Origin of the sequence: Citrobacter sp. wls615 (assembly GCF_005281355.1) — a bacterium.
Classification (GTDB): Bacteria; Pseudomonadota; Gammaproteobacteria; order Enterobacterales; family Enterobacteriaceae; genus Citrobacter; species Citrobacter werkmanii.
In genome coordinates, this window is sequence record NZ_SZXM01000045.1 from 1 (window position 1) to 25,094 (window position 25,094).

27 protein-coding genes are annotated in these 25,094 nt (G+C 51.8%); 10 read left to right on the plus strand and 17 right to left on the minus strand.

The features are described 5' to 3' along the window. Nucleotides 1-447: 447 nt before the first annotated feature. From rlmC to FDX04_RS12270, 10 genes are all read right to left on the minus strand, one after another. The gene (gene rlmC, locus FDX04_RS12225) at nt 448-1,575 is read right to left on the minus strand and encodes a 23S rRNA (uracil(747)-C(5))-methyltransferase RlmC (RefSeq protein ID WP_137371005.1); all 1,128 of its coding nucleotides are present in this window, start codon (nt 1,573-1,575) and stop codon (nt 448-450) included. A gap of 41 nt (nt 1,576-1,616) precedes the next feature. Then, entirely contained in the window at nt 1,617-2,105 is a 489-nt protein-coding gene (locus tag FDX04_RS12230; RefSeq protein ID WP_137371006.1) for a YbjO family protein, read from the minus strand. 59 nt (nt 2,106-2,164) lie between these two features. After that, nucleotides 2,165-3,010: a putrescine ABC transporter permease PotI gene (potI, locus tag FDX04_RS12235; RefSeq protein WP_042309508.1), complete on the minus strand. Its 846-nt coding sequence runs from the start codon at nt 3,008-3,010 to the stop codon at nt 2,165-2,167. After that, complete coding sequence (gene potH, locus FDX04_RS12240; protein WP_137349289.1) at nt 3,007-3,960, minus strand: putrescine ABC transporter permease PotH; 954 nt, start codon at nt 3,958-3,960, stop codon at nt 3,007-3,009. Before potH ends, potI begins: the two co-directional genes overlap by 4 nt. Before the next feature lie 9 nt (nt 3,961-3,969). Further along, nucleotides 3,970-5,103, minus strand: coding sequence for a putrescine ABC transporter ATP-binding subunit PotG (gene potG, locus FDX04_RS12245; RefSeq protein WP_061381880.1), 1,134 nt, complete (start codon nt 5,101-5,103; stop codon nt 3,970-3,972). A 138-nt stretch (nt 5,104-5,241) separates the two neighbouring features. Then, nucleotides 5,242-6,354: a spermidine/putrescine ABC transporter substrate-binding protein PotF gene (potF, locus tag FDX04_RS12250; protein ID WP_042309515.1), complete on the minus strand. Its 1,113-nt coding sequence runs from the start codon at nt 6,352-6,354 to the stop codon at nt 5,242-5,244. 433 nt (nt 6,355-6,787) lie between these two features. Then, nucleotides 6,788-7,264, minus strand: coding sequence for a YbjN domain-containing protein (locus tag FDX04_RS12255; protein WP_042309517.1), 477 nt, complete (start codon nt 7,262-7,264; stop codon nt 6,788-6,790). 90 nt (nt 7,265-7,354) lie between these two features. Continuing rightward, entirely contained in the window at nt 7,355-8,257 is a 903-nt protein-coding gene (gene rimK / locus FDX04_RS12260; RefSeq protein WP_038639233.1) for a 30S ribosomal protein S6--L-glutamate ligase, read from the minus strand. 57 nt (nt 8,258-8,314) lie between these two features. Beyond that, complete coding sequence (gene nfsA, locus FDX04_RS12265) at nt 8,315-9,037, minus strand: nitroreductase NfsA (protein WP_042309520.1); 723 nt, start codon at nt 9,035-9,037, stop codon at nt 8,315-8,317. Continuing rightward, nucleotides 9,021-9,311, minus strand: a complete 291-nt coding sequence (locus FDX04_RS12270) for a DUF1418 family protein (protein ID WP_137371007.1) — start codon at nt 9,309-9,311, stop codon at nt 9,021-9,023. Before FDX04_RS12270 ends, nfsA begins: the two co-directional genes overlap by 17 nt. A gap of 173 nt (nt 9,312-9,484) precedes the next feature. On the opposite strand from FDX04_RS12270, the gene FDX04_RS12275 reads away from it, so the two are divergent. After that, a complete protein-coding gene (locus FDX04_RS12275; protein WP_016152408.1) occupies nt 9,485-9,748 on the plus strand; it encodes a GrxA family glutaredoxin in 264 nt (87 codons plus the stop codon). A 34-nt stretch (nt 9,749-9,782) separates the two neighbouring features. Here FDX04_RS12275 and FDX04_RS12280 read toward each other — a convergent pair whose 3' ends face one another. Then, nucleotides 9,783-10,163, minus strand: a complete 381-nt coding sequence (locus tag FDX04_RS12280) for an inner membrane protein YbjM (protein WP_061388467.1) — start codon at nt 10,161-10,163, stop codon at nt 9,783-9,785. A gap of 269 nt (nt 10,164-10,432) precedes the next feature. Between FDX04_RS12280 and FDX04_RS12285 the strand changes: the two genes are divergently transcribed. Together FDX04_RS12285 and FDX04_RS12290 are read left to right on the plus strand one after the other, a co-directional pair. Further along, nucleotides 10,433-12,118, plus strand: coding sequence for an aspartate:alanine antiporter (locus tag FDX04_RS12285; RefSeq protein ID WP_137361315.1), 1,686 nt, complete (start codon nt 10,433-10,435; stop codon nt 12,116-12,118). 269 nt (nt 12,119-12,387) lie between these two features. Beyond that, complete coding sequence (locus tag FDX04_RS12290) at nt 12,388-13,185, plus strand: SDR family NAD(P)-dependent oxidoreductase (protein ID WP_137371008.1); 798 nt, start codon at nt 12,388-12,390, stop codon at nt 13,183-13,185. A 12-nt stretch (nt 13,186-13,197) separates the two neighbouring features. Here the strand turns inward: FDX04_RS12290 and FDX04_RS12295 are convergent, their stop codons facing one another. After that, nucleotides 13,198-14,112 (minus strand): DMT family transporter, encoded by a 915-nt coding sequence (locus FDX04_RS12295; RefSeq protein ID WP_137371009.1) that lies wholly within the window; start codon nt 14,110-14,112, stop codon nt 13,198-13,200. Between the two features lie 102 nt (nt 14,113-14,214). Between FDX04_RS12295 and FDX04_RS12300 the strand changes: the two genes are divergently transcribed. After that, entirely contained in the window at nt 14,215-15,129 is a 915-nt protein-coding gene (locus tag FDX04_RS12300; protein WP_137371010.1) for a LysR family transcriptional regulator, read from the plus strand. Nucleotides 15,130-15,134: 5 nt separating this feature from the next. On the opposite strand, the gene FDX04_RS12305 is transcribed toward FDX04_RS12300, so the two are convergent. Next, nucleotides 15,135-15,683 (minus strand): TetR/AcrR family transcriptional regulator, encoded by a 549-nt coding sequence (locus tag FDX04_RS12305; protein ID WP_137371011.1) that lies wholly within the window; start codon nt 15,681-15,683, stop codon nt 15,135-15,137. Nucleotides 15,684-15,768: 85 nt separating this feature from the next. On the opposite strand from FDX04_RS12305, the gene FDX04_RS12310 reads away from it, so the two are divergent. The 3 genes from FDX04_RS12310 (at nt 15,769) to FDX04_RS12320 (ending at nt 18,182) form a co-directional block, all read left to right on the plus strand. Further along, nucleotides 15,769-16,977 carry an MFS transporter gene (locus FDX04_RS12310; RefSeq protein WP_137371012.1) on the plus strand — a complete coding sequence of 403 codons (1,209 nt, stop codon included), beginning with the start codon at nt 15,769-15,771 and terminating at the stop codon, nt 16,975-16,977. Next, entirely contained in the window at nt 16,977-17,792 is an 816-nt protein-coding gene (locus FDX04_RS12315) for a Cof-type HAD-IIB family hydrolase (protein ID WP_137371013.1), read from the plus strand. The genes FDX04_RS12310 and FDX04_RS12315 overlap by 1 nt, the downstream gene beginning before the upstream one ends. A gap of 108 nt (nt 17,793-17,900) precedes the next feature. Beyond that, nucleotides 17,901-18,182, plus strand: coding sequence for a hypothetical protein (locus FDX04_RS12320; RefSeq protein WP_137371014.1), 282 nt, complete (start codon nt 17,901-17,903; stop codon nt 18,180-18,182). A 27-nt stretch (nt 18,183-18,209) separates the two neighbouring features. On the opposite strand, the gene FDX04_RS12325 is transcribed toward FDX04_RS12320, so the two are convergent. Beyond that, a complete protein-coding gene (locus tag FDX04_RS12325; RefSeq protein ID WP_137371015.1) occupies nt 18,210-19,442 on the minus strand; it encodes an MFS transporter in 1,233 nt (410 codons plus the stop codon). A gap of 296 nt (nt 19,443-19,738) precedes the next feature. Between FDX04_RS12325 and ybjG the strand changes: the two genes are divergently transcribed. Together ybjG and deoR are read left to right on the plus strand one after the other, a co-directional pair. Next, nucleotides 19,739-20,347, plus strand: coding sequence for an undecaprenyl-diphosphate phosphatase (ybjG, locus tag FDX04_RS12330; protein WP_042309539.1), 609 nt, complete (start codon nt 19,739-19,741; stop codon nt 20,345-20,347). A 63-nt stretch (nt 20,348-20,410) separates the two neighbouring features. Then, nucleotides 20,411-21,169, plus strand: a complete 759-nt coding sequence (gene deoR, locus FDX04_RS12335) for a DNA-binding transcriptional repressor DeoR (protein ID WP_042309541.1) — start codon at nt 20,411-20,413, stop codon at nt 21,167-21,169. 48 nt (nt 21,170-21,217) lie between these two features. On the opposite strand, the gene dacC is transcribed toward deoR, so the two are convergent. Beyond that, nucleotides 21,218-22,420 carry a serine-type D-Ala-D-Ala carboxypeptidase gene (dacC, locus tag FDX04_RS12340; protein ID WP_137371053.1) on the minus strand — a complete coding sequence of 401 codons (1,203 nt, stop codon included), beginning with the start codon at nt 22,418-22,420 and terminating at the stop codon, nt 21,218-21,220. A 328-nt stretch (nt 22,421-22,748) separates the two neighbouring features. On the opposite strand from dacC, the gene FDX04_RS12345 reads away from it, so the two are divergent. Continuing rightward, nucleotides 22,749-23,375, plus strand: coding sequence for a glutathione S-transferase family protein (locus FDX04_RS12345; RefSeq protein WP_137371016.1), 627 nt, complete (start codon nt 22,749-22,751; stop codon nt 23,373-23,375). Nucleotides 23,376-23,380: 5 nt separating this feature from the next. On the opposite strand, the gene FDX04_RS12350 is transcribed toward FDX04_RS12345, so the two are convergent. Both FDX04_RS12350 and bssR read right to left on the minus strand, forming a co-directional pair. After that, complete coding sequence (locus FDX04_RS12350; RefSeq protein WP_137361325.1) at nt 23,381-24,478, minus strand: PQQ-dependent sugar dehydrogenase; 1,098 nt, start codon at nt 24,476-24,478, stop codon at nt 23,381-23,383. A gap of 102 nt (nt 24,479-24,580) precedes the next feature. Then, entirely contained in the window at nt 24,581-24,964 is a 384-nt protein-coding gene (bssR, locus tag FDX04_RS12355; protein ID WP_038639191.1) for a biofilm formation regulator BssR, read from the minus strand. Nucleotides 24,965-25,094: the final 130 nt, after the last annotated feature.

Here is a 25,094-nt window from a genome sequence, read left to right on the forward strand (position 1 = left end):
AGCTCGTACGCAAGTACGGGCTTTTTTTTTCGCATATTTCACAGCCTGGCGGGGATGAGAAGCCCGGACCGGGTTCGACTACTGGCGCAGCCAGTTGGACAGACTGAGAGCGCAGCGAACAGGCTGCCCGAAGGGCGAGCGAAGCGAGTCAATCCCCCCCTCACCGCCATATTCGAGAAATAGCTCGTACGCAAGTACGACCCTGGCGGGGATGAGAAGCCCGGACCGGGGTTCGACTACTGGCGCAGCCAGTTAGACAGACTGAGAGCGCAGCGAACAGGCTGCGAATCCCCGCCTCACCGCCATATCTTAAGAAGAGCTCGTACGCAAGTACGGGCTTTTTTTTCGCATATTGCATTTGCCGGATGCGGTGCAAGCACCTTATCCACCTTATGAATGACGAACAGCCTGTAGGCCTGATAAGCGAAGCGCCATCAGGCATAGCAGTTATTGTCGGCTGAGCAGCGTTAATACTTCATAATGTGCGGTGTGTGGGAACATATCGAAAAGCTGGACACGTTCAATGCGGTACCCTTGCAACTCGTGGATATCCTTCGCCATGGTTTGTGCATTGCAGCTTGAATAGACAATAAAACGTGGCGCCATGCGGGAAAGAAAATCGCACAGCGGTTTGCCAATCCCGCGACGCGGTGGGTTTACCAGCACCAGATCGGGGGCTTCGTCCTGGGCGGTAGCAAACTGAGTCGAATCCAGCGCCTGAAAATGCAGATTCTGCAACCCAAGCTCCTGCGCCGACTGTTTCGCACAGTTAATCGCCTCTGGCGCGATTTCAATACCTGTTAGTTTCATCTGCGACGTGGCGCAATGCAGACCAAAGCCCCCTACGCCGCAAAACAGATCCCACATATGAGTAACCGGAAGCTGACGCACCCAGTCGCGTGCGGTGGCATATAAATGCCCCGCCACCACTGGGTTGGTCTGAAAAAAGCTCTGCGGGCGTATCCACAACGGCACATCGTTAAAGCGTTCCGCCAGCGCCTGCTGTTCGGTCAGGAAGATTTCTGTCTCCCCTTCCATAATCGCCATATGCACCGGTTGAATATTAACAGTGATCACTTTTAACTGTGGCAATTGTGCCTGCAACCACGGTAGGGCTGCACGCAACTGCGCCAGTTTGGCGTCTGAACGCAGGACAAAGCGCAGCATCATACCGCCATCAAATCGGCTTTCCGTTAACAGCAGATATTTCAGCTCCCCGCGTTTACGCGCCACGTTATAGGGCGTTAACCCCGCCCGGGCGATAAACGGTTTGAGCGCGGCAAATACGGGCGCAAAAGAGGCGGGATAGAGCGGACAATCACACAAATCTTCCGGCGTACCGTCACGATGCAGCATCCCAAGCAGTGGTTTTTCCACGCTGCCGCTGACCACCATTTTGGCTTTGTTGCGAAAAGCGCGTTCCGGGCCGCTGACCGGTGCGCACCATTCTCCGACCGAATAATCAGCCAGCAGATTCTGCAGATCGGCTATTTTTGAGAGGAGTTGATCGGCGACAGGCTGTGTTATCCACTGACAGGAGCGGCAGCGCTCAGCGTCATATAGTGCGCACTGCATACAAAAACCTATAAATTAACAGGGGGCCAATATTATACACGTTATTGCAAACGGAAAAACCGCCGACTGGACGCGGGAACAAACAGTAGCAGCAACACCAGCATATCCGGCAACTTTTGCATCACCAGCGTACGCAGGATCTCACGTCTGGACTCTCCCGCAATGCTGAACAGTTCCGGATAACCATAGCCCAACGAGGCCGCCCACAGATAAACGCTGGCGATAATCTGGGTCAACAGATAGACCCAACGTGCCCAGTTCCGTCCTTTTACCAGCGAAAATGCGCAGTAGATTTCGATAAACAGCAGCGCCAGGCTGCCCAGAAACACCAGCGTCAAATTCCAGGTCTGCACGCTGCGATGAATAAATTCGCTGGTGCCACGCAACCCTAGCGTATTAAAAATCATCAACAGATCGAGACAGCGGATCATGATAATAGCCAGCGCCGCCACCTGCACCAACGCAGGGACGTTTAAGCGAGCATGTGATGTGGATGATTTCTTAAAAAATCCCAACGAGTCGTCTTCCATGAAAACGGCGCAGCCACCACAGCTGCGCCGTATAGACAGGTTGGCAGATTTTAGTTTTTTCAGCCGCGTCTTGCACGTTGGATATCGCGGATCCGTTGTTTTTCTGTTCGCGCCATCAGATACCACGCGATAAATCCGATAATTCCTACCACACCAAGGATCAGCGTCGCCAGCGCGTTGATCTCCGGGTTCACCCCCATACGTACGCTGGAGAACACCAGCATCGGTAACGTTGTGGCGCCAGGACCAGAGACAAAGCTGGCGATAACCAGATCATCAAGCGACAACGTGAAGGCCAGTAACCAGCCGGAGATCACCGCAGGCATAATCATCGGCAGCGTGATAACGAAAAAGACCTTCAGCGGCGTAGCGCCAAGATCCATCGCCGCTTCCTCAATGGAGTGATCCAGTTCGCGCAACCGTGAGGAAATCACCACCGCCACGTACGCCGTACAGAAGGTGACGTGCGCCAGCCAGATGGTCAACATACCGCGATCCGCAGGCCAGCCGATGGCGTGCGCCAGAGCTACAAACAGCAGCAGCAGCGACAAACCGGTAATGACATCCGGCATAACCAGCGGTGCGGTAATCATAAAAGCAAACCCATTCGATCCGCGAAAACGGCCAAAACGCACCATTACCACGGCGGCTATAGTGCCGAGGATTACCGCCATCGTCGCCGCACCCGCGGCAATCGTTAAACTCATGCCGACGGCGCTTATCATCGCGGTATCGTGGAAAAGCTCACCATACCAACGCGTTGACCACCCCGCCCAGACCGTAACCAGCTTCGAGCTGTTAAACGAATAGATAACCAGCATCAGCATCGGGGCATACAGGAAGGTAAAGCCCAGTACCAGAATAAAAATACGCCACGGCGAGCGAACGACCGGTAAGTTATTCATCCGTGTTCCCCCATGCTTTTTTGCTGATATTTGTGGAACCACATGATTGGCACAATCAGTAACAGCAGCATAATAATGGCAACGGCAGACGCCACCGGCCAGTCGCGGTTATTGAAAAATTCCTGCCACAGCACGCGACCAATCATGATGCTATCCGGGCCGCCCAGCAGTTCCGGAATGACAAACTCACCCACAGCCGGGATAAACACCAACATCGATCCGGCGATAATCCCGCCTTTGGTCAATGGCACAATCACGCTAAAGAAGGTTTTCAACGGTCGGGCACCCAAATCCAGCGCCGCCTCTACCAGCGAATAATCAATACGCGTCAGCGCGGTGTAAATCGGCAGCACCATAAAGGGTAAATAGGCGTAAACAATCCCGATATAGACCGCCAGATTGGTGTGCAGAATCGTCAATGGTTGATCGATAACGCCCAGCCACATCAGAAAGTTATTCAGTACACCGTTATTTTTCAGGATCCCCATCCAGGCGTACACGCGAATCAAAAATGACGTCCAGGACGGCAGGATCACCAGCAACAACAGAATATTGCGTGTCGAGGGTTTACTGTGTGCGACAGCCCACGCCAGCGGATATCCCAACAGCAGACAACAGATCGTCGAAATCCCCGCCACCTGCAAAGATTGCAGGTAGGCATCAAAATAGAGCGGATCGTCCGTTAACTGCAGGAAGTTGGCTAAGTTGAGCGTGATGGATAGCTGATCGTCAGCCCATGAAACGAGGTCGGTATAGGGTGGAATAGCGCGCGCCATTTCAGCCAAACTGATTTTGAAGACGATCAGAAAAGGCAGCAGAAACAGGAGCAGCAGCCACACATACGGCAGCGCAATCACCAGCTTGCGCCCGTGTTTCATTTGCAGCCGCGACATAAACAGCGTGAATCGCCCTGCTTTATCCACGCGTGCCGGAGGTTCAAGTGTACTCATCTTCGCTCCTTAAACCGTCAACACCACACAACTGTCTGCATCCCAGCACAAACGGACCTCGTCACCCCAGGTGGGTAATCCCTTGCGATAACGATGTTCATTTTGTAGCTGAGCACTCAGCATCTGGCCGCTTTTCAAACGTACGTGATATACCGACAAATCGCCCAGATAGGCAATGTGCACCACTTCGCCTACCGCGAAGTTATAACCATCTGGCGGAGGAGCCTCACAGAGCATGATTTTTTCCGGGCGCAGCGCAACATACACCGGGACGTTATCGACAATAGACGCATCTGCGTCCACTTTGAGCGGATGCACCAGTCCAGGAGATTCAATAATCAGACCATCTTCCTGGCGTTCTTTCAGTAGTCCCTCAAAAACGTTAACCGAACCGATAAACTCGGCGCTATAGCGCGTAGTCGGATGCTCGTAGATCTCTTCCGGTTCGCCAATCTGCACAAATTTGCCACGGTTCATGATCGCAATGCGCCCTGCCATCGTCATGGCTTCTTCCTGATCGTGCGTTACCATCACGCAGGTCACGCCGACGCGTTCAAGGATATCCGCCACTTCCAGTTGCATGCGGTCACGCAGCTTTTTGTCCAGCGCCCCCATGGGTTCATCCAGCAGCAGTAACTTCGGCCGTTTCGCCAGGCTACGCGCCAGGGCCACACGCTGACGCTGACCGCCAGAAAGCTGGTGCGGTTTGCGTTTGGCGAACTCCTGCATATGCACCAGGCCCAGCATCTCATTCACCCGGCTGGCGATTTCAGCCTTTGGCAGCTTGTCCTGCTTGAGGCCAAAGGCAATGTTCTGCTCAACCGTCATGTGCGGAAACAGGGCATAGGATTGAAACATCATATTGATCGGACGCAGATAAGGCGGGACGTGCGCTAAATCGACGCCATCAAGCATAATTTGCCCGGTTGTCGGCTGTTCAAATCCCGCTAACATGCGCAGCAGAGTCGATTTGCCACAGCCGGATGCGCCGAGCAGGGCAAATATTTCACCTTTGTAGATAGTAAGGTTGACGTCATCGACGGCGTGTTGGCCGTCAAACGACTTGGTCAGGTTGCGAATTTCAAGCAGCGGGGTAAGCGCCTTGCGGATTTTCGCGTGTGGGCGTGGGGTTGCATCATTCACTCAGGTGCTCTCCGGCATAAAACAAAGAAACAGTGCAAATAACGCACCACTGTGGTGCGTATTGCCGGGTTATATGTGTTTAGGATCAACACTGCCCGGCAGGCATCAATCCTGCCGGGTCATGTCCCAAACATCAGGTTATTTTCCGCTTTTTACCTTCGTCCACGCTCGGGTACGGACACGGTCGATCTTCGGATCCTGTACTTTCAGCGTGAACAGCTTGGCGCGCACATCCGCAGGCGGGTAGATGCCAGGGTTATCACGAACTTCCTGACTAACCAGAGCCGTCGCTTCTTTGTTGGCATTGGCATAGAACACGTGGTCGGAAATATGCGCAATCACATCAGGACGCAGCAGGTAGTTGAGGAACTGATAGGCTTCGTCTTTGTTTTTGGCATCGGCTGGCATCGCGAATACGTCAAAGAACGCCATTGCCCCTTCTTTAGGAATTGAGAAAGAGATATTGACGCCATTTTTCGCTTCTTTTGCACGGTTCGCCGCCTGCCATACGTCCCCCGCCCAGCCAATCGCTACGCAGGTGTCACCGTTTGCCAGGTCATTAATATATTGCGAAGAGTGGAAGTAGCGAATATTCGGACGCAGTTTCAACAGCAGGTCGGTCGCCGGTCCGGTGTAATCATCTGCTTTGGTACTGTTTGGATCTTTACCCAAATAGTTCAGTACGGTTGCAAACACCTCTTCAGGCGCATCAAGGAAAGAGACACCGCAACTTTTGAGTTTTTCCAGATTTTCCGGTTTGAGGATCAAATCCCAGCTATCAACCGGCGCATCTGGCCCCAGCACCGCTTTCACTTTGTCCACGTTATAGCCAATACCGGTCGTTGCCCACATATACGGCATCGCAAACTTGTTGTCCGGATCGTGTTTGCCCACCAGCTTCAGCAGTTCGGGATCGAGGTTTTTCCAGCCCGGTAATTTGCTCTTATCCAGCGGCTGGAAGACGCCTGCGGTTAGTTGACGTTCGAGGAAACTGGCGGAAGGAACAACGAGGTCAAAACCGGTGCTGCCCGCCATGAGTTTTCCTTCCAGTACTTCATTGGAATCAAATACGTCATAGATAACTTTAATTCCGGTCTCTTTTTCAAAGTTAGCCACCGTATCCGGAGCAATATAATCAGACCAGTTATAAATATGCAGCGTTTTTTGTTCAGCAGCGAGCGTGCCGGCAGAGATGGACATCAGAGCACCCACAACCAGGCCTGATAACCATTTTTTATTTAAGGCGGTCATAATCTCTTTCCTTCTGAAAGTTCGTTAACAAACGAACAAAAATGTCACACTCTAATGATATGCAAGAAACGTGCATATTCTTTCATGCGGCATCAATGAAAAGAGAGACCTCTCCCGATGCCGCTATCGCCCGCAGATATGCGCCCACTCATTCACCACGTATTGTAGCCACAGCTCAGGTCATACGGGGCAGTTAGAAAATTGACGTCTATATGCTTCGCAAGAATAACTTTAGCCAGGTTTTGTGGATATAGCCCAGATTAAAAAACGTCTTTTATCAATTTTTTATGCAGGAATTGTCTATGACATAAAGCAGAAGGAGCAGAATGGAAGTGAATAATTCTTTAATAAAAGGTTAAACACAGAATAAAAACAGGCCGTACGCAACCGCTCTGGTAGCGGCTGCGCAAAATGCGTCCAGATTCAGGGGGAATTAATGGAGGAAATGGACTTCAGCGTTGCTGTTTTGCGTATCTTCTTCAGCATTAAATAACAGCTGATGCGCCCCAGCTTCGAGGATCACCATCGATATCTGCTCTTCGCTCTGGCGAACAAAACATTCAAACTGCTCAAACGTTACGCCCGGCGTAACGGATAAAGACTGGCAAACCACCAGCTTTGGCAGATTATCATCCTGCATATCCAGAAATGCTTTTACCGTCAGTGAACTGGCATTAATCGCGGACAAATCGGCGGCCAGGGGCAGCAGTGCGGAAGGTCTGACTTCCGCCATCGCAGAAAACAGGATGACGTTATCCACCAAATCAACTTTTGCATCAAAGATGCCGTCGAAGTTCTGCATATGAGGTAAATGCAGCGCCTGACAGGTATCGCATTCAAAAAAACTCATGCCCAGGTCGTCGAGCCATTGACGCAACGTATCCAGAGTGGGAACGACCAGTGATGTCATAATAATGTGCGACCTCTAATGATGAAAAAAATACCGGCACAGCTTACGCAAAAAGAGCGTGTCATACCACGATCGCAATCGATATTGTGTTTAGCCGCCGATTTTAAGACAAAATTCAGGCGTAGCATGGCGCTCGATCCACTGGATCATCTTGCCGGCAATGTCTATCCCGGTGGTTTTCTCGACCCCTTCCAGACCCGGTGAAGCGTTAACCTCCATGACCAGCGGCCCACGTTCTGCACGCAGAATATCAACACCTGCAACATCCAGCCCCATTGTCTGAGCGGCTTTGAGCGCAATTTTTCTTTCGCGCGGCGTGATATTCGCAATCGTAGCAACCCCGCCGCGATGGAGATTAGAACGAAAATCGCCCTCTTTCGCACGGCGTTCAATGGCAGCCACCACCTCGTCACCCACCACGAAACAGCGAATATCCCGCCCTTGCGCTTCTTTGATATATTCCTGAACCAGAATATGAGCATTCAGCCCACGAAACGCATCCACGACACTTTCCGCGGCCTGCCGTGTTTCCGCCAGCACCACGCCGATCCCCTGTGTGCCTTCAACCAGTTTCACCACCAGCGGCGCGCCGCCAACCATATCAATCATGTCGCTGGTATCGTCCGGGGAGTGAGCAATCCCGGTGATGGGTAAATCAATCCCCTGACGCGCCAGCAACTGCAGCGAACGCAGCTTATCGCGCGCGCGAGTAATCGCTACCGATTCATTTAACGGATAGCTACCCAACATTTCAAACTGACGCAGCGCCGCCGTACCATAAAAGGTAATCGCTGAACCAATCCGTGGGATCACAGCGTCAAAATGGGGAAGCTGGCGGCCCTTGTAATGAATAGATGACGCCGCCGGGCTGATGTTCATATAGCAAGAAAGCGGATCGATAATTTCAACCAGGTGACCGCGCTGCATCGCCGCTTCACGCAGGCGCTTACAAGAATAGAGCGTTCCGTCCCGGGACAAAATGGCAATTTTCACCCTGCACCTCTCAATGACCTGGTAAAAGCAGGCGTATCATACACTGGGTTGAAATCTTTAGCGCGTGGCCCATCCCTGTTTATGCAAATATTCCAGGATAAAGGGACGACTTTCTTTAATGATGGTTCGACGAATGTGATCGCTCCAGGTGTCACGACGCGTATTGCTGCCGCGGGTCAGATAGTACTGCGCAAGCTGTTCGTCATACTGCGACAAAACGTCTGTATTGAGCGGCTGATACTGGTTTTCGTGCACAACCAGCGACGCAGGCAGGCGCGGCTTGATATCCGGGTTATCCGCAGGCCAGCCAAGGCACAAACCAAACAGCGGCAGAACATGCTGCGGCAATTTCAATAATTCCGTGACCGACTCAATATTGTTACGCAACCCACCAATATACACACCGCCAAGTCCCAGCGATTCTGCCGCCGTCAGCGCATTTTGCGCCATCATCGCCGTATCAACCACACCCAGCAGCAGTTGCTCTGCCAGCCCCAACTGCGCGTCAGGGCAAATCTGCAAATGACGGTTGAAGTCAGCGCAAAACACCCAGAATTCAGCGGCCTGCGCCACGTGCTTTTGACCACCAGATAAGGTAGCCAGCGATTCACGCAGCGTTTTATCGGTTATCCGAACAATCGTTGTGCACTGTAAAAAACTGGAGCTTGAGGTGCCCTGAGCGGCGGCAATGATTGCCTCTCGCTGTGCGTCAGAAATAGCTTCATCGGTAAAATGGCGAATGGAACGGTGGCTGCGGATTAAATCAATGGTTGGCGTCATCTCTTTTTTCTCTGTCTGAACGGGAAGAATCTTCGGGAGCGCACGACAGGAGCTGCGGCGCCAGCAGTTGAGCAATGCGCCACATCAACATCACTGCGGCGGGTAACATCAGCAGTACGCCCAGAAATATCATCACCACGCAGGCTAACGGGCTGTTAAGCGGCGCGGGTAAGGTCAGGTAATCATTAAGCGACAGCAGCGCCAGCGATAACAAAACCATCCCCATTATTTCCAGCATCAATACGCTTTTCGGTAATACACCGATGGTGCGCATAAGTGACCTCCCGGCGAAATGGCTTTTATTATAAAACGTTCCGGCTCGTCGTGTTTAACAGTTATAGCTTGAGGATATCAAAGCAACAGGCCGAACCTGCTTTCCATCCGTCACAAATCGCGGCATCATAATAAGTATTCGCCATCCGGCCTGATAAGTTCGAGGAGAGAGAGATGTTTGCCGTTATTTTTGGTCGCCCAGGGTGCCCGTATTGCGTGCGCGCAAAAGAATTAGCAGAAAAATTAAGCAATGAGCATGACGATTTTAACTTCCGCTACATTGATATCCATGCCGAAGGTATTACGAAAGCCGATCTGGAAAAGACGGTAGGTAAGCCGGTTGAAACCGTTCCGCAGATTTTTGTTGATCAAAAACACATCGGCGGCTGCACGGATTTTGAGGCGTGGGCAAAAGAGAATATGAATCTGTTCGCCTGATAGCTGTTTCTACGCCCTCCGCTGGAGGGCGTGATCAGTTCTTTTTCCGTCGTTGATGCTGATTGAACAAGCTACTGATAAACAAAAAACACAATGCGCCAAGCGCGCACCAAAACACCGCACTGAATAACCACGCCAGTTCTTGCCACAATGAACGCGTCGGCATAAAAACGAACCGCATTAGCAACAGACAGCATGGAGCCGCCAACATTGCACCCAGAAGAGGTCTGAGCACCTCCCGACGGTGGGAGAAAAAGCTTGCTGCAGCACCAGGCAAGATAAAAAACAACAACCCGACCTCAGGATGCCCTGCCGCTCTGAATGCCCCTTTCACGTTTAGCGTCAATGAAAGGCACACCACAATAAAGAGCACAAAGCAGCAGATCGCCCCCGCCCAACTTTGCTTATGTTTCAATCGTTCCTCCTGACACATTCTCTATCGAACACTCTTTTCGCCCGCAGGCGTCCAGTCAGATAAAGTAACTCGGCATTCCATGCCAAAAACACACCCACACGATTCTTATAGCCGTTGATACGTAATGAGATTAAACTATCCGCATATATTGTTATGCTGCATTAATCGGGGCTGTGTGCGGTGCTGTCGCCCCTTAATTTCTGGCAAAAACATTAGCGTAAATTGCCATTTCTTTCAATAGCTTACTAGTAAACAAGAAGTTAGCCTCAGTGAATATAAACGTCGCAGATTTGTTAAATGGGAATTACATCCTGTTATTATTTGTGGTCCTGGCTCTGGGCCTCTGCCTGGGTAAATTACGCCTGGGTTCAGTCCAACTCGGTAATTCCATTGGCGTTTTAGTGGTGTCCCTATTATTAGGTCAGCAGCACTTTAGTATTAACACCGATGCATTAAATCTCGGCTTTATGCTGTTTATTTTTTGTGTCGGCGTCGAAGCCGGCCCCAACTTTTTTTCGATTTTTTTTCGCGATGGGAAAAATTATCTAATGCTTGCTCTGGTGATGGTCGGTAGCGCAATGCTGATCGCCCTGGGGCTGGGTAAGCTATTTGGCTGGGACATCGGCCTGACGGCGGGTATGCTGGCCGGTTCGATGACCTCCACGCCGGTGCTGGTCGGCGCAGGCGATACCTTGCGCCATTCCGGAATGGCAGGCCCACAGCTTTCCACCGCCCTCGATAACCTGAGTCTGGGGTACGCCCTCACCTATTTGATTGGACTGGTCAGTCTGATTGTCGGTGCGCGCTACCTGCCAAAACTTCAACATCAGGACCTGCAAACCAGCGCCCAACAAATTGCGCGTGAGCGTGGTCTGGACACTGACGCCAACCGTAAGGTTTATCTGCCGGTGATCCGCGCGTACCGCGTGGGCCCGGAGCTGGTGGCATGGGCTGATGGTAAGAATCTGCGCGAACTGGGTATTTATCGTCAGACCGGCTGCTACATTGAACGCATCCGCCGCAACGGCATCCTGGCTAACCCGGACGGTGACGCAGTGCTGCAAATGGGCGACGAAATAGCCTTAGTAGGTTATCCAGACGCGCATGCCCGCCTCGATCCCAGTTTCCGTAACGGCAAAGAAGTGTTCGATCGCGATCTGCTCGATATGCGTATCGTCACTGAAGAGATTGTGGTGAAAAACCACAATGCCGTTGGCCGTCGCCTGGCCCAGTTGAAGCTGACCGACCACGGCTGTTTCCTCAACCGCGTGATCCGCAGCCAGATCGAAATGCCTATCGATGACAACGTCGTGCTCAATAAAGGTGACGTATTGCAGGTTAGCGGCGATGCCCGTCGCGTTAAAACGATCGCAGATCGTATCGGCTTCATTTCCATTCACAGTCAGGTGACCGATCTGCTGGCCTTCTGCGCCTTCTTTATCATTGGTCTGATGATTGGGATGATCACTTTCCAGTTCAGTAATTTCAGCTTCGGTATTGGGAATGCGGCTGGATTGCTGTTCGCCGGGATTATGCTCGGCTTCCTGCGTGCCAACCATCCAACGTTTGGCTATATCCCGCAGGGCGCGCTGAACATGGTGAAAGAGTTTGGTCTGATGGTATTCATGGCAGGCGTCGGTTTGAGCGCAGGTAGCGGCATTGGCAATGGCCTTGGTGCCGTTGGTGGTCAAATGCTGATTGCCGGATTGGTTGTGAGCCTGGTTCCGGTTGTTATTTGTTTCTTGTTTGGCGCTTACGTATTGCGCATGAACCGCGCCCTGCTGTTTGGTGCCATGATGGGCGCGCGTACCTGCGCTCCGGCAATGGAAATCATCAGCGACACGGCCCGCAGCAACATCCCGGCATTAGGCTATGCTGGCACCTACGCCATTGCCAACGTTCTGCTGACATTGGCGGGGACACTCATCGTCATTGTCTGGCCAGGCCTTGGTTAGCACTGAAAATCACCCTTAAACGAAAATTTTTTGCAGTTCAGCAGAACTTTTCTTCAAGGTGTCAGTCATAACTATTGCCACTGCTTTTCTTTGATGTCCCCAATTTGTGGAGCCCATCAACCCCGCCGTTTTGGTTCAAGGTTGATGGGTTTTTTGTTGCCTGAAATTTGCTATCCCCCCCTTCTCCCCGTAATCCCTCCCCCAAATTTGCAGCACGCCGGTTATGGCACATACTTTTAATCGGTGCTTAAAGGTGACGGGAGTTTACTATGTTGCTTACTGGAAAGGTTGCGGTGATCTTCGGCGGCAGCGGCGCTATTGGTAGCACGGTTGCACAGGCGATGGCGCGCGAAGGTGCTCATGTATACCTGGGCGCGCGCTGTCAGGAAAAGCTTGATTGGGCGGCCAGTCGCCTGCGAATGGCGGGGGGTACCGTCGATACGTTTATCACCGATGTGCTCGACGAGCACGACACCTCAACACAAGTTACCCGCCTGGTACAGCAAATCGGTGGAATTGATGTGGTGGTTAACGCGACCGGCTTTATGCATGAACAGGGCAAGCGCATCGACGCATTATCCCTCTCTGAGTTTATGAGCGGTATCACCCCTTTCCTTGCGGCTCAGTTCAATATCGCAAAAGCCGTAACGCCGCACATGGGCGGCAATCGAGCTGGCGTCATTCTCACCATCGTTGCTCCCGCCGCCACGATGGCGATGCCTGGGCATCTCGGCCACATCGTCGGTTGTGCAGGAACAGAAGCGTTTATTAAAGCGCTTGCCAGCGAGACGGGCCCCATAAACATTCGTGTCGTCGGCGTGCGCTCGCATGCGATTATGGATGCGGTAGCGGCCGGTTCCTATACCGGGGAGATTTTCACCGCGAAAGCGCAGTCAATGGGTTTAACCGTCGAACAATGGTTAGGCGGTGCGGCACAAGGCACCATGCTCGGACGTCTGCCTACGCTGGCACAAATCGCTGAGGTTACGACCTTTCTGGCTTCAGACCATGCCGGAGCAATGACCGCCACGGTGGTAAATATTACCGGGGGCGCAACCGTAAGCTAATTTACCCGCTTTTCACGCCGTGCGCTGCTGCGAGCCTTTTTTTGCACTCGGGCGGGAACACAATGCTATACCGCACATAATAACCAACGCGCTCACCAGATGATATGAATGCAGGGTGACGTGCAAAAACATAACGCTAAATAATCCGCCACTCAGTGGGATCAAGTGTGAATAGATCTCTCCGCGGGTTGCGCCAATAGCGCTAATCCCTTTGTTCCATAACAGATATGACAGCCAGGAAGGAAAAATAACAAGGTATGCCAGCCCAGTAATAACGCCTGTATTGGCATAGATATCCCAGCCCGGAATACCATTGCGCATCAGCGCCACAGCCAGTACCGGAATAAGCACCATCGCACCGAGCAGCGCGCTCACGGCGACAAAGGCATTTCCCTTCACCTCACGCGGTTTAATGCGCAAAAAAGCACAATAAACAGCCCAACTTACCGCCGACCCCATGGTCCAGACATCGCCCTGATTCAGATGTGCAAATACCCGCGTATGTATCATACCGCCCTGCGAAACCAGCCAGATAACACCAACGGTACTCAGGATCACACCTGCTATATTTCGCGCAGAAATCCGCTCTTTAAAAAAGAACTTATTGATTAACAGAACGAGCGCCGGGGTGGTGGACATATAAATCGCGGCATTGAGCGAGGTTGTATATTGCAGGCCGATATACAACGTTAAGGGGAAAAGAACCTGACCACAAAGCGCGAGGAAGACAATAGTACCAAAGGATTTTTTCATCACCGGCCATTGCTCTGTGACCTGACGAAAATAGAGCGCCATCAATAATAACGCGGTAAATATCCAGCGTGCCGCTGATAAAACAATGGGATTAACTTCAGCGACCAACAGGTGACCAACCACATAATTCCCCCCCCAAAAAAGGGCAGCCAGACTGAGTAAAAGATAGGGCATATTTGCGCCTTATTGTCAGTTGTACGGTATGACCACAAGGCTACGGCGGCGTGAAAATGAATGCTAATATAACGTTTTTATCCATCTGCATAGATTAAAACTATGAAATTTACACTAAGGCAACTTGAGTTTTACATCGCACTTGCAGAAACATTACAAATTTCCAAAGCTGCTGCGCGCTGTCATATTTCTCAGTCATCAATGACCATTGCCATGCGGAACCTGGAAGAAGCATTAGACGTGCAGCTATTTGTACGTTATCCCAAAGGTGTGAAGCTCACCGCCGAGGGCGAGCGCTTTCTGGCACATGCCTGCAACATCATCAACAGCAGCCACTCGGCTGTTGACGCCCTGCATGACAGAAGTGAAATTCTCACCGGCACAGTGCGCATAGGCATTGCCGAAACGCTCTCTGCCTATCTTATTCCGGATATACTCAACGATATTGAACGACGTTTCCCTTTGCTGGAGATCGTGTTTTATGAAGCTACTGCACCGGAACTGGTACAGGCTCTCCGGAAACACAAGGTCGATTTTTGCCTGCTTCTGACCTCAAATATCAGCCATGATAACGACCTGGAGATCGAAACATTTATTCGTTCACAGCGCCGCCTGTGGACGTCTATTGGGCATCCGCTACAGAGCAAGTCTTCAATCCGTTTAATAGACGTCGAGAAGCTACCATTTTTACTGCTGGAAACCGATAAGTACCCTGACGTAATCATCGATTACTGGCAGCAGCGTGGCTATACGCCCAATATCAGTTTTCGCAGCAACTCTTTTGAAGCAATAAGAAGCCTGGTTGCAAAAGGCAGAGGAATAACTATTTTATCCGACCTGGTGTATCGCCCGTGGTCACTGGATGGTCTGCGCGTCATGCACAGAACGATTGATGATTTTATTACTTATATGGATGTCGGGACGGTAAAAAAAGCCGCCCGGCCATTGACGCCAGAAGCGGTGAAAGTCGTTGATTTTTTACGTCAGGCCATTACCCGCCTCGACAAACCATTTTGATGATTTTATCTCTGCGGCAATCCGGCAATACGCTCCACCATCATCAGAATATCTTCCCGCGACAGCGGTTTTTTGTCGGTAACAAAATGCAGCGTCATTCCTTCGAGAAATGCATCCAGCGCCCGCGCAGTTACCGGTTCAAACCACTGTTCCAGCGTTTGTTGACTGCGTAACATCCAGTTTTGCATCACCGTTTTCAACGTCGGTTTGCGACTGGCGAAAGCATACAACTGGTACATGAGTTCCATATTATCGGGCGTTGTAACCTGGGAGCTGTAAATCATCTCGGTAATGGCATGGCAGGCTGCCTGCGCATCCGCAACGTCGGCAAAAAAAGCCTGATACTGCTGAGACATCGTGTCAGTAAAGCGCCCGAACGCCTCCATTAAAAGCTCATCTATTCCCGAAAAATAATAGGTCATTGAACCCAGCGGTACCCCGGCAATCATGGCGATTTTTCGGTGCGTAACCCCATGGACACCGTAGGCGATTACCGCCTCAAGGGTGGCCTGAACTATCTTTTCCCGCCGTAGCGGATCGTTCGCGCGTCGCACTGCATTTCCTCACCTTGCGTTTGTGTACAAATGTACACAGTCTTGCTAATGTTGTCTTCTTCCCTCTTTTCTTTGGCTCGAATTCATGACAGGCACCTCACCACGCAAAGCCTTAAGACGTCGCACCTGGGCGCTTTTCACGTTTTTCTTTTTACCCGGATTACTAATGGCTTCCTGGGCAACGCGTACTCCTGCCATCCGAGATATCCTCTCCATCTCCACCGCCGAAATGGGCGCGGTATTGTTTGGACTCTCTATTGGTTCGATGAGTGGCATTCTTTGTTCGGCCTGGCTGGTGAAACGATTTGGCACGCGTAAAGTGATCCGTACCACCATGTCCTGTGCCGTCCTCGGGATGGCTATCCTCAGCGCGGCGCTATGGTTGCATTCCGCATGGCTTTTCGCGTTTGGCCTGGGCGTGTTTGGCGCCAGCTTTGGCGCAGCGGAAGTCGCCATCAACGTCGAAGGCGCGGCAGTTGAGCGCGAAATGAACAAGACCGTGCTGCCGATGATGCATGGTTTTTACAGTCTGGGAACGCTGGCGGGTGCCGGGGTCGGGATGATGCTTACCGCCTTCAGCGTTCCAGCGACTTTACATATTTTACTGGCGGCAATGGTGGCAATCACTCCTGTCTTTATCGCCATCAAGGCCATTCCAGACGGCACGGGCAAGAATGCCTCTGACGGCGCTCACTCCAGCGAAAAAGGCGTGCCTTTTTATCGCGACATTCAGTTGCTGCTGATTGGCGTCGTAGTGCTGGCAATGGCGTTTGCTGAAGGTTCGGCCAACGACTGGCTGCCGCTGCTAATGGTGGATGGCCACGGGTTTAGCCCGACATCAGGCTCGCTGATTTATGCTGGATTTACGCTGGGTATGACCGTGGGTCGATTCACCGGCGGCTGGTTTATCGACCGCTACAGCCGCGTCGCGGTGGTGCGTGCCAGCGCGCTGATGGGGGCGCTTGGCATCAGTCTGATTATTTTTGTCGATAGCACATGGGTAGCGGGTGTTTCCGTTATTCTGTGGGGGCTTGGTGCATCGCTCGGCTTCCCGCTGACCATTTCAGCAGCCAGCGACACCGGTCCCGATGCGCCAACCCGCGTCAGCGTTGTAGCGACCACCGGCTACCTGGCATTCCTGGTAGGGCCGCCGCTGCTGGGCTATCTGGGTGAACATTACGGCCTGCGCAGCGCTATGCTGGTGGTGCTGGCGCTGGTGCTTATCGCCGCCATTGTCGCGAAAGCGGTGGCGAAACCGGATCTCAAAAATACCCCTGTGATGGAGAACAGCTAATGAGCATCAAATTAATTGCGGTCGACATGGATGGCACATTTTTAAGCGACCAAAAAACCTATAACCGTGAGCGGTTTATGGCGCAATACCGTCAAATGAAAGAACAAGGGATCCGCTTTGTCGTCGCCAGCGGCAACCAGTATTACCAGCTCATCTCCTTTTTCCCTGAACTGGCCAATGAAATCTCATTTGTCGCTGAAAACGGCGGTTGGGTAGTCAGTGAAGGGAAAGATATTTTTAACGGTGAACTGGCAAAAGATGATTTCAAGGCCATCGTGGCTCATCTGTTGACCCGTACGGACATCGACATTATTGCCTGCGGTAAAAACAGCGCCTATACGCTCAAAAAATACAGCGATAAGCATAAATCCGTTTCCGCCATGTACTATCATCGTCTTGAATTTGTAGATAATTTTGACAATCTCAACGACGTTTTTTTCAAATTTGGACTGAATATTTCAGACGATCGTATCCCGCAGGTGCAGGCCGATCTCCATGAGGCAATTGGCGATATCATGGTACCGGTGCACACCGGCTACGGCAGCATCGATTTAATTATTCCAGGTGTGCATAAGGCAAACGGTCTGCGCCTGCTGCAACAACGCTGGAATATTAGCGACGACGAGGTTGTTGTGTTTGGCGATGGCGGAAATGATATTGAGATGCTGCGTCAGGCGGGATTTAGTTTCGCAATGGCCAACGCTCACGAACCGGTTGTCCAGGCGGCAAAATATCGCGCGGGATCGAACAACGAAGAGGGTGTGCTGGATGTTATCGACCGCGTATTAAAAAACGAAGCGCCGTTTACGCATTAACGCCTCAGCACAGACGGCAACAAAATGATGATATGATCTATTCATAATCCGCCTCAAATTAACCCCACTGGATTATTACCTCCAGTGATTACTTCAGGCGAGCGGATCATGAAGAAAAGTGTACTGATGGCGACATTGTTGCTGGGTTTTGCGGGGACTTCATTTGCGCAAAGCGTTACCGTGGATGTACCAAGCGGTTATAAAGTGGTGGTCGTGCCCTCTTCCGTCAGCGTTCCGCAGGCGGTCAGCGTGACGACCGCGCCGCAAACGGTGTATGTTGCGCCGGCACCTGCCCCGGCCCCGGTCTATCGCGCGCATCCTTATGCGCGACATGTTGCCAGCGTAGGTGAAGGGATGATCATCGAACATCAGATTGACGATCACCACTAAGTTTTGCGAAGCCCGGGCAACCGGGCTTCAGCCTTCCCGGGAATTCCCTACCCGTTTATCTTTCAGAAAGATAACCATCAATATCAGCCACAGTACGCCGCTTGTCAGATTAAACAGGCTGAACAAGCCGTTTCCTCCCAGCAGATAAGCATGTTTGCTCAACTCAATACCGACGGTAAAAATCAGCATCTGCAACATGCCCATAGCGGCAGAAACCGTCCCCTTACTCATTTCACTGGCAAACAACGTCAGGCGGACCAGCCCCGCATTCGCCACGCCAATGCCAAACGCATAGAGACTCAAACCCGCCGTCATCCACAAATACGCATGGGATGACACTACCGTGGCCGCCGCGGCAATCACCAGCCCGACGGCGATAGGCCAGCCACCCATGATAATCAGCGAACGCACGGTCTTGCGCGAAGTCAGACGCGCCAGCACCAGATTACCGGCAATCAGCGCCCCAAAAATCGGCACCTGCAGCAGGCCATATTCGTAACTGCTGAGGTGTTCACCGCTGATGATAATAATCGGCGACTGGGCAATCCACGCCAGTAACGGCAGGCTGACAAAACCTAATGCCAGCGCGCCGGCAACAAAACGCCCATTTTTTAGCACCAGCTTATAATCTTTACCCAGATCTTTAATGGACAGCTTTTCACCAAGCCGGGTCGCTGTTTCCGGCATCGCGCGTTGCAGGCCAAAGAAGGAGATAGCTGCGAGAGCGGCAAACAGAATAAACATCCCTTCCCACGGCAGAACATGTACCCAGGCCGCGCCAACTAGCGGTCCCAGCAGCGGCGCAATCAGCGCCACGTTTGCCATCAACGCGGTAATTTTTATACACACCGCTTCCTCAAAGGATTCCTGAATTGCGGCGTAACCCACCGCGCCAATAAAGCACAGGCTTATCCCCTGCAAGAAACGCAGAAAAGTAAATTGCTCAATATTCTGTGCCAGCAGAGTCGCAAGGCAGGTCACAATGAACCAGATTACGCCGGTTAACATTACAGGGCGACGACCAATACGATCCGACAGCGGCCCTAACAGCCACTGTAAAAACATGCCACCCGCCAGATAGGCAGTCATGGAAGTGGGTACCCAGTCTAATCCGGCCTGATATTGCTCCACCACGGCCAACATTCCAGGTTGGATCATATCGTTACCGATATAAGTAGAGAATTCGTAAAGCACCAGACAGAGAGGGAAAAGTAATGCCTGACGCCCCAACCGGGCGCCTGAAGATAAACGGTTTTGCATGCAGTCTCTTAGCAAATGAAAAAACGCGCAAAGTGTAATAAATGCGCCGTACCGGTGATAGTGAATTATGTGATTTGAAAGCAAAATGCGCACATTTTTACATTCATTTGCCCAAGAACATTTTGCTTTAAGGTTAATTTAAGTTGAGGCCGCTATCATGCTCATTAAGTCTCATTAATTGTCTTAAAAATAGTCATTTAGCAGACAAATAAGACAAGACCGCTTTTTATCCTGTAACAGCAATTTTATGCTCTCCCCCTATGGGCCTTTTAACGAGTACACTGAGTCTGGACGTTATGCTGGAAAATCTTAATAATTCGCTGTTTTACCTGATCAACGCAACGCCGGACTCTGCGCAATGGGCTATTTCGCTCGCCATATTTATTGCCAAAGATTTAATCAGCATTGTCCCGCTGTTAGCGGTTATTCTCTGGCTTTGGGGACCGCGCGCTCAGGTTACTCTCCAGCGCCAGTTGGTCATAAAAATGGCGATAGCGCTGGCAGTTGGCCTGACTATTTCATGGCTGATGGGGCATCTGTTCCCCCACGATCGTCCGTTCGTTAACCACATCGGGTACAACTTCCTCCACCATGCGGCGGATGACTCTTTCCCGAGCGATCACGGCACGGTTATCTTTACTTTTGCTCTGGCTTTCCTGTTCTGGCATCGCCTGTGGACTGGCGCGCTGCTGATGGTTGTCGCCGTGGCGATTGCCTGGTCGCGCGTATACCTTGGCGTACACTGGCCGCTGGATATGCTGGGCGGATTCCTGGCTGGGCTGATCGGCTGCCTGAGCGCCCAGATGATCTGGCAACGGTTCGGCGCGCCCCTGTACTTCGGCTTGCAGACCTGCTATCGCACCTGTTTCGCTCTGCCCATCCGTAAAGGCTGGGTGCGTGACTAACCCACGGTAAAAAGAGTAGTATTAGGCGCAATACGAGCACTTATACTACTCTCCAGGGGAACTATGGAAACTCGACGCGACGAGCGTATTGGTCAGTTGCTACAGGCGCTGAAACGCAGCGATAAATTACACCTCAAAGAAGCCGCGACGCTGCTGGGCGTATCTGAGATGACCATTCGTCGCGACCTGAATAATAACAATGCGCCTGTCGTCTTACTCGGGGGCTATATTGTTCTGGAGCCCCGCAGCGCCAACCACTATTTAATCAGCGATCAAAAATCCCGTCTGGTTGATGAAAAACGCCGTGCCGCCCAGCAGGCGGCGAGCCTCGTGCAGGCGCATCAGACCATCTTTTTCGACTGCGGCACGACGACGCCGTGGATTATTGAGGCTATCGACAATGAACTGCCTTTTACCGCAATTTGCTACTCGCTGAATACGTTTCTGGTGTTGCAGGAAAAACCGCAGTGCCGCGTCATTCTGTGTGGCGGGGAATTTCATGCCAGTAACGCCATATTCAAACCGCTCGATTTCCAGGAAACACTGAATAATCTGTGCCCGGATATCGCCTTTTATTCCGCGGCAGGTGTGCACATTGAGAAAGGCGCGACCTGTTTTAATCTGGAAGAATTAGCGGTGAAACACTGGGCAATGTCGATGGCGCAGCATCACGTTCTGGTGGTCGACCACAGCAAGTTTGGGAAGGTACGTCCTGCGAGGATGGGGGAATTAAAACGCTTTGATACCATCATCAGTGATAGCCGCCCCGACGATGAGTTTGTTGAATACGCCAAGGCGCAACGCATAAAGCTGTTGTATTAGGTGATACTGCCGGACAGCGATGTTAGCGCCATCCGGCAATCGTTTAGATTAAGAGAACCAGCCGCCAAACCACTGGTGGAACTTCATCATCACAAAATCCCACATCCGGCTAAAGAAACCACCTTCTTCCACTGCTTCCATCACCATCAACGGACGCTGCTCGATAGATTTACCGTTCAACTGGAAGTTGATAGTCCCCACAACCTGCCCCTTTTTCAGCGGCGCGGTTAACTGTGGCTCGGTTAGCGTAAAGCTAGCTTTCAGGTTCTTAAGCTGACCGCGCGGGATGGTTACCGAACCCGCTTCCCCAGCACCCAAATTGACTTCGCTCTTATCACCAAACCAGACGCGCTGAGTCACGAAGGTGGCATCCGGTTTAATCGGCGTAACGGTTTCAAAGAAGCGGAAACCCCAGGTCAGCAGCTTTTCGGATTCATTAAAACGAATGCGGTCGGTTTTCGCCCCCAGCACCACGGAGATCAGGCGCATATCGCCCTGGGTCGCGGAAGCGACGAGGTTATAACCCGCGCCCGCCGTGGTACCGGTTTTCATTCCGTCCACGTTCAGATTGGTGCTCCACAACAGACGGTTGCGGTTCGGCTGGCGAATTTTATTAAAGGTAAACTCTTTCTCTTTGTGGATAGCGTACTCTTCGGGCACATCGTGGATTAACGCCTTGCCGAGCAACGCCATATCACGCGCGGTACTGAACTGCCCTGCCGCATCCAGGCCATGCACCGTCTGGAACGTGGTATTGGTCAGTCCCAGTTTTTTCGCGTAACCGTTCATCAGACCGATGAAGGACTCCTGACTCCCGGCAACGTAATCAGCGAGTGCAATACAGGCATCATTACCAGACTGAATGATAACGCCTTTGTTCAGATCGGATACCGCAACCTGATCGCCAGGTTTGAGGAACATAACCGACGAACCGCGCAGGGCCGGATTACCGGTCGCCCAGGCATCTTTGCCCACGGTGACCATGTCGTTGAGGTTAATTTTTCCGGCCTTCAGCGCCTGACCGACCACATAGCTGGTCATGATTTTGGTCAGACTGGCAGGATCCAGTTTCTCATCAGCATTACCTTCCGCCAGCACCTTGCCGCTGGCGTAATCCATCAGGATCCATGCACGCGCGTCCACGCTCGGAGGAGCCGTGGGTTGCTCCGCCGCCTGTACGGTCGGTGCCAAAAGGATTAAGAGTGCAGAACCAGCAGCAAAGCTGCGAAGTGAAGAGAAGTATTGCGTCATAAATGCCACCCGAGTATCCATTCTAAAAAACCACGTCATACCACACCGTGTTTACACAAAACTGGCCAGACAACCTCGGCCAACCCATTGCAGAAAAAGTCTGATGGATGACGTGTAAAATAAGTGCGGTGAGTAATAACGCACTAACGAGCTTAAAGAAACCGTAAGTTGGTAAAGTTTTTAAAGTTTATGCAATAACGCAGCGCAGCGCTGCCCCTGGCACGATTTTTTTAGACGTTGTTGCGTAAATATTAGGTTTCCCCCACCATGTGAGCTAGTCAGATGGCATCTGCAGCCATAAGCTGCTCAATTAATTTGCGGGGTTACTATGATTACACTGTGGGGTCGCAATAACTCGACCAACGTAAAAAAAGTATTGTGGACGCTCGAAGAACTGGAACTGCCGTATAACCAAATTCTGGCAGGCGGGCAGCATGGCGGTAACCGCGATGCCGACTATCTGGCGATGAACCCGAACGGGTTGGTCCCACTGCTACGCGATGATGAAACAGACGTTATCCTGTGGGAATCCAATACCATTGTCCGTTATCTGGCGGCGCAGTACAGGCAAAAGCGTTTGTGGATTGAGGCACCTGCCGCGCGTGCCGTCGGCGAAAAATGGATGGATTGGGCGAACCAGACGCTGAGTCCTGCGCACCGGGTCATCTTATTTGGTCTGGTCAGAACGCCAGCCGATCAACGCGACATGGCAGCCATTGAGGCAAGTATTCAGGTTTGCGATAACCTGTTTGCTATTCTGGATAACGCGCTGGCGGACCAGCCGTGGTTCTCCGGGGCGGAATTTGGCACGGCGGATATCGCCATTGCGCCATTCATCTATAACCTGTTCAACGTTGGTTTGACATGGACCCCGCGTCCACACCTGGAACGCTGGTATCAGCAACTGACGGAACGCCCGGCATTTCAAAAAGTGGTGATGATCCCGGTCAGTTAATCAGCTCAGGGACTCACTTTCAATAATTCCCCGTCGGACTCGTCGGTTAACACGTACAAATAGCCGTCTGGTCCGACGCGCACATCGCGGATCCGCTGTCCCCTTTCCTGCAACAGGCGCCCCTCTTCGGTGACCGTATTCCCTTTGACGCTCAGCACGATCACCTCTTTATCTTTCAACGCGCCGATAAACAGCTTCTGCCGCCACTGCGGGAAGGTATCGCTATTGTAAAAAGCCATTCCGCTGACTGCCGGTGACTTTTCCCAGTAAAAGATAGGCTGTTCTGTACCCGCAACAATTTGCCCCTTGGCTTCGGGAATTTTGAGACCACTATAGTTAATCCCCCAGGTTGCGATCGGCCAACCGTAGTTTTTGCCTCTTGCGGGGATATTGATTTCATCGCCTCCGCGCGGACCATGCTCATTGAGCCACAGCGCATCGCTCCACGGATTCATTGCCATACCTTGTGGATTACGGATGCCATACGACCAAATTTCTGCCCGCGCCCCCGACTGATTCACAAACGGATTATCCGGCGGCGTTTTGCCCTCGTCGGTCAGACGTACCACCTTGCCCTGCAATTTATTTAGATCCTGGGCGGTTGCACGTTGGTTATTCTCACCCAGGCCGATAAACAGATAGCCATGACCATCAAACACCATGCGCCCACCAAAATGGTTTCCGGTTGAGAGCTTCGGCTGTTGGCGAAAAACGGTCTGGAACGCTTGCAGGTGTTTGAGATCGTCGCTCAGTCGTCCGTAACCTACCGCCGTGCCGGCTTTACCCTCACTGTCGGCTTCAGCGAAGCTGAGCCACACTCGCCGGGATCGTTCAAAGTCAGGCGCTAACGCCACATCCAACAATCCTCCCTGACCATTCGCCCAGACTTTAGGTACGCCGGTCAGCGGGTCGGAAAGTCCCTTATCAGGCTGCCAGAGTCGAAGCTGGCCGCCTTTAAGGGTAATTAACATACCGCGATTATCGGGTAAAAAAGCCAGCGACCACGGGTGATCAAGTTTGGTTTGCAGCACCTCCACCTTTACCGCGGCGGCATAAGAGGAAAATAGCGCAAGTGGGATAGCACAGAGAAAGAGTTGACGCATAACACCTCCTGAATGGCTCTGCATAAAGCGTAGCCAGCAGGGGGAATTATCCCGCTACATTTACATAATCTTAACGAAAAGGGGGAGCGCCCTCCCCCTGATTCAGACGTGTTCCAGCGTTGGATAAGATTGCAAACACTGGATGCTCAGCGTCAGCGTTGTCAGGCAGTTTTCCAGTTTATCTGCGTTAACGGCAATAAAAGTTGGACAATCGTGATGTCCACTCATAAGACAAACAGCGGCGGCGGCTAACGCCCCTTCAGCACGATGAAGGGCATTCCACTCTTCCTGATCAAGATGCATACCGTGAAGCTGTGATTGCTCGTGCAGTTCGCGATTCAGCACAAAAAAATTATCACGCAGACGATCGCTCTCGCTGACTGACATGTAGCCTTTCGCTTTTCTCAACAGCAGATAAGCGGCAAGTTCGATACGGGCGTTTATCAATTTGTTGAGAAGATCGGTTCTCAGTCTGTCAACAACCATACTTTGTTCCTCCTCTTTCCAACCATGGTGCAACTTAATAGTATGGTTGTTTTTTGAACAAATAGATGTCCTACATCAACAAAGCTCAATTGATTAACATAATTTACAATGTTACAACTCCAGGCGATGC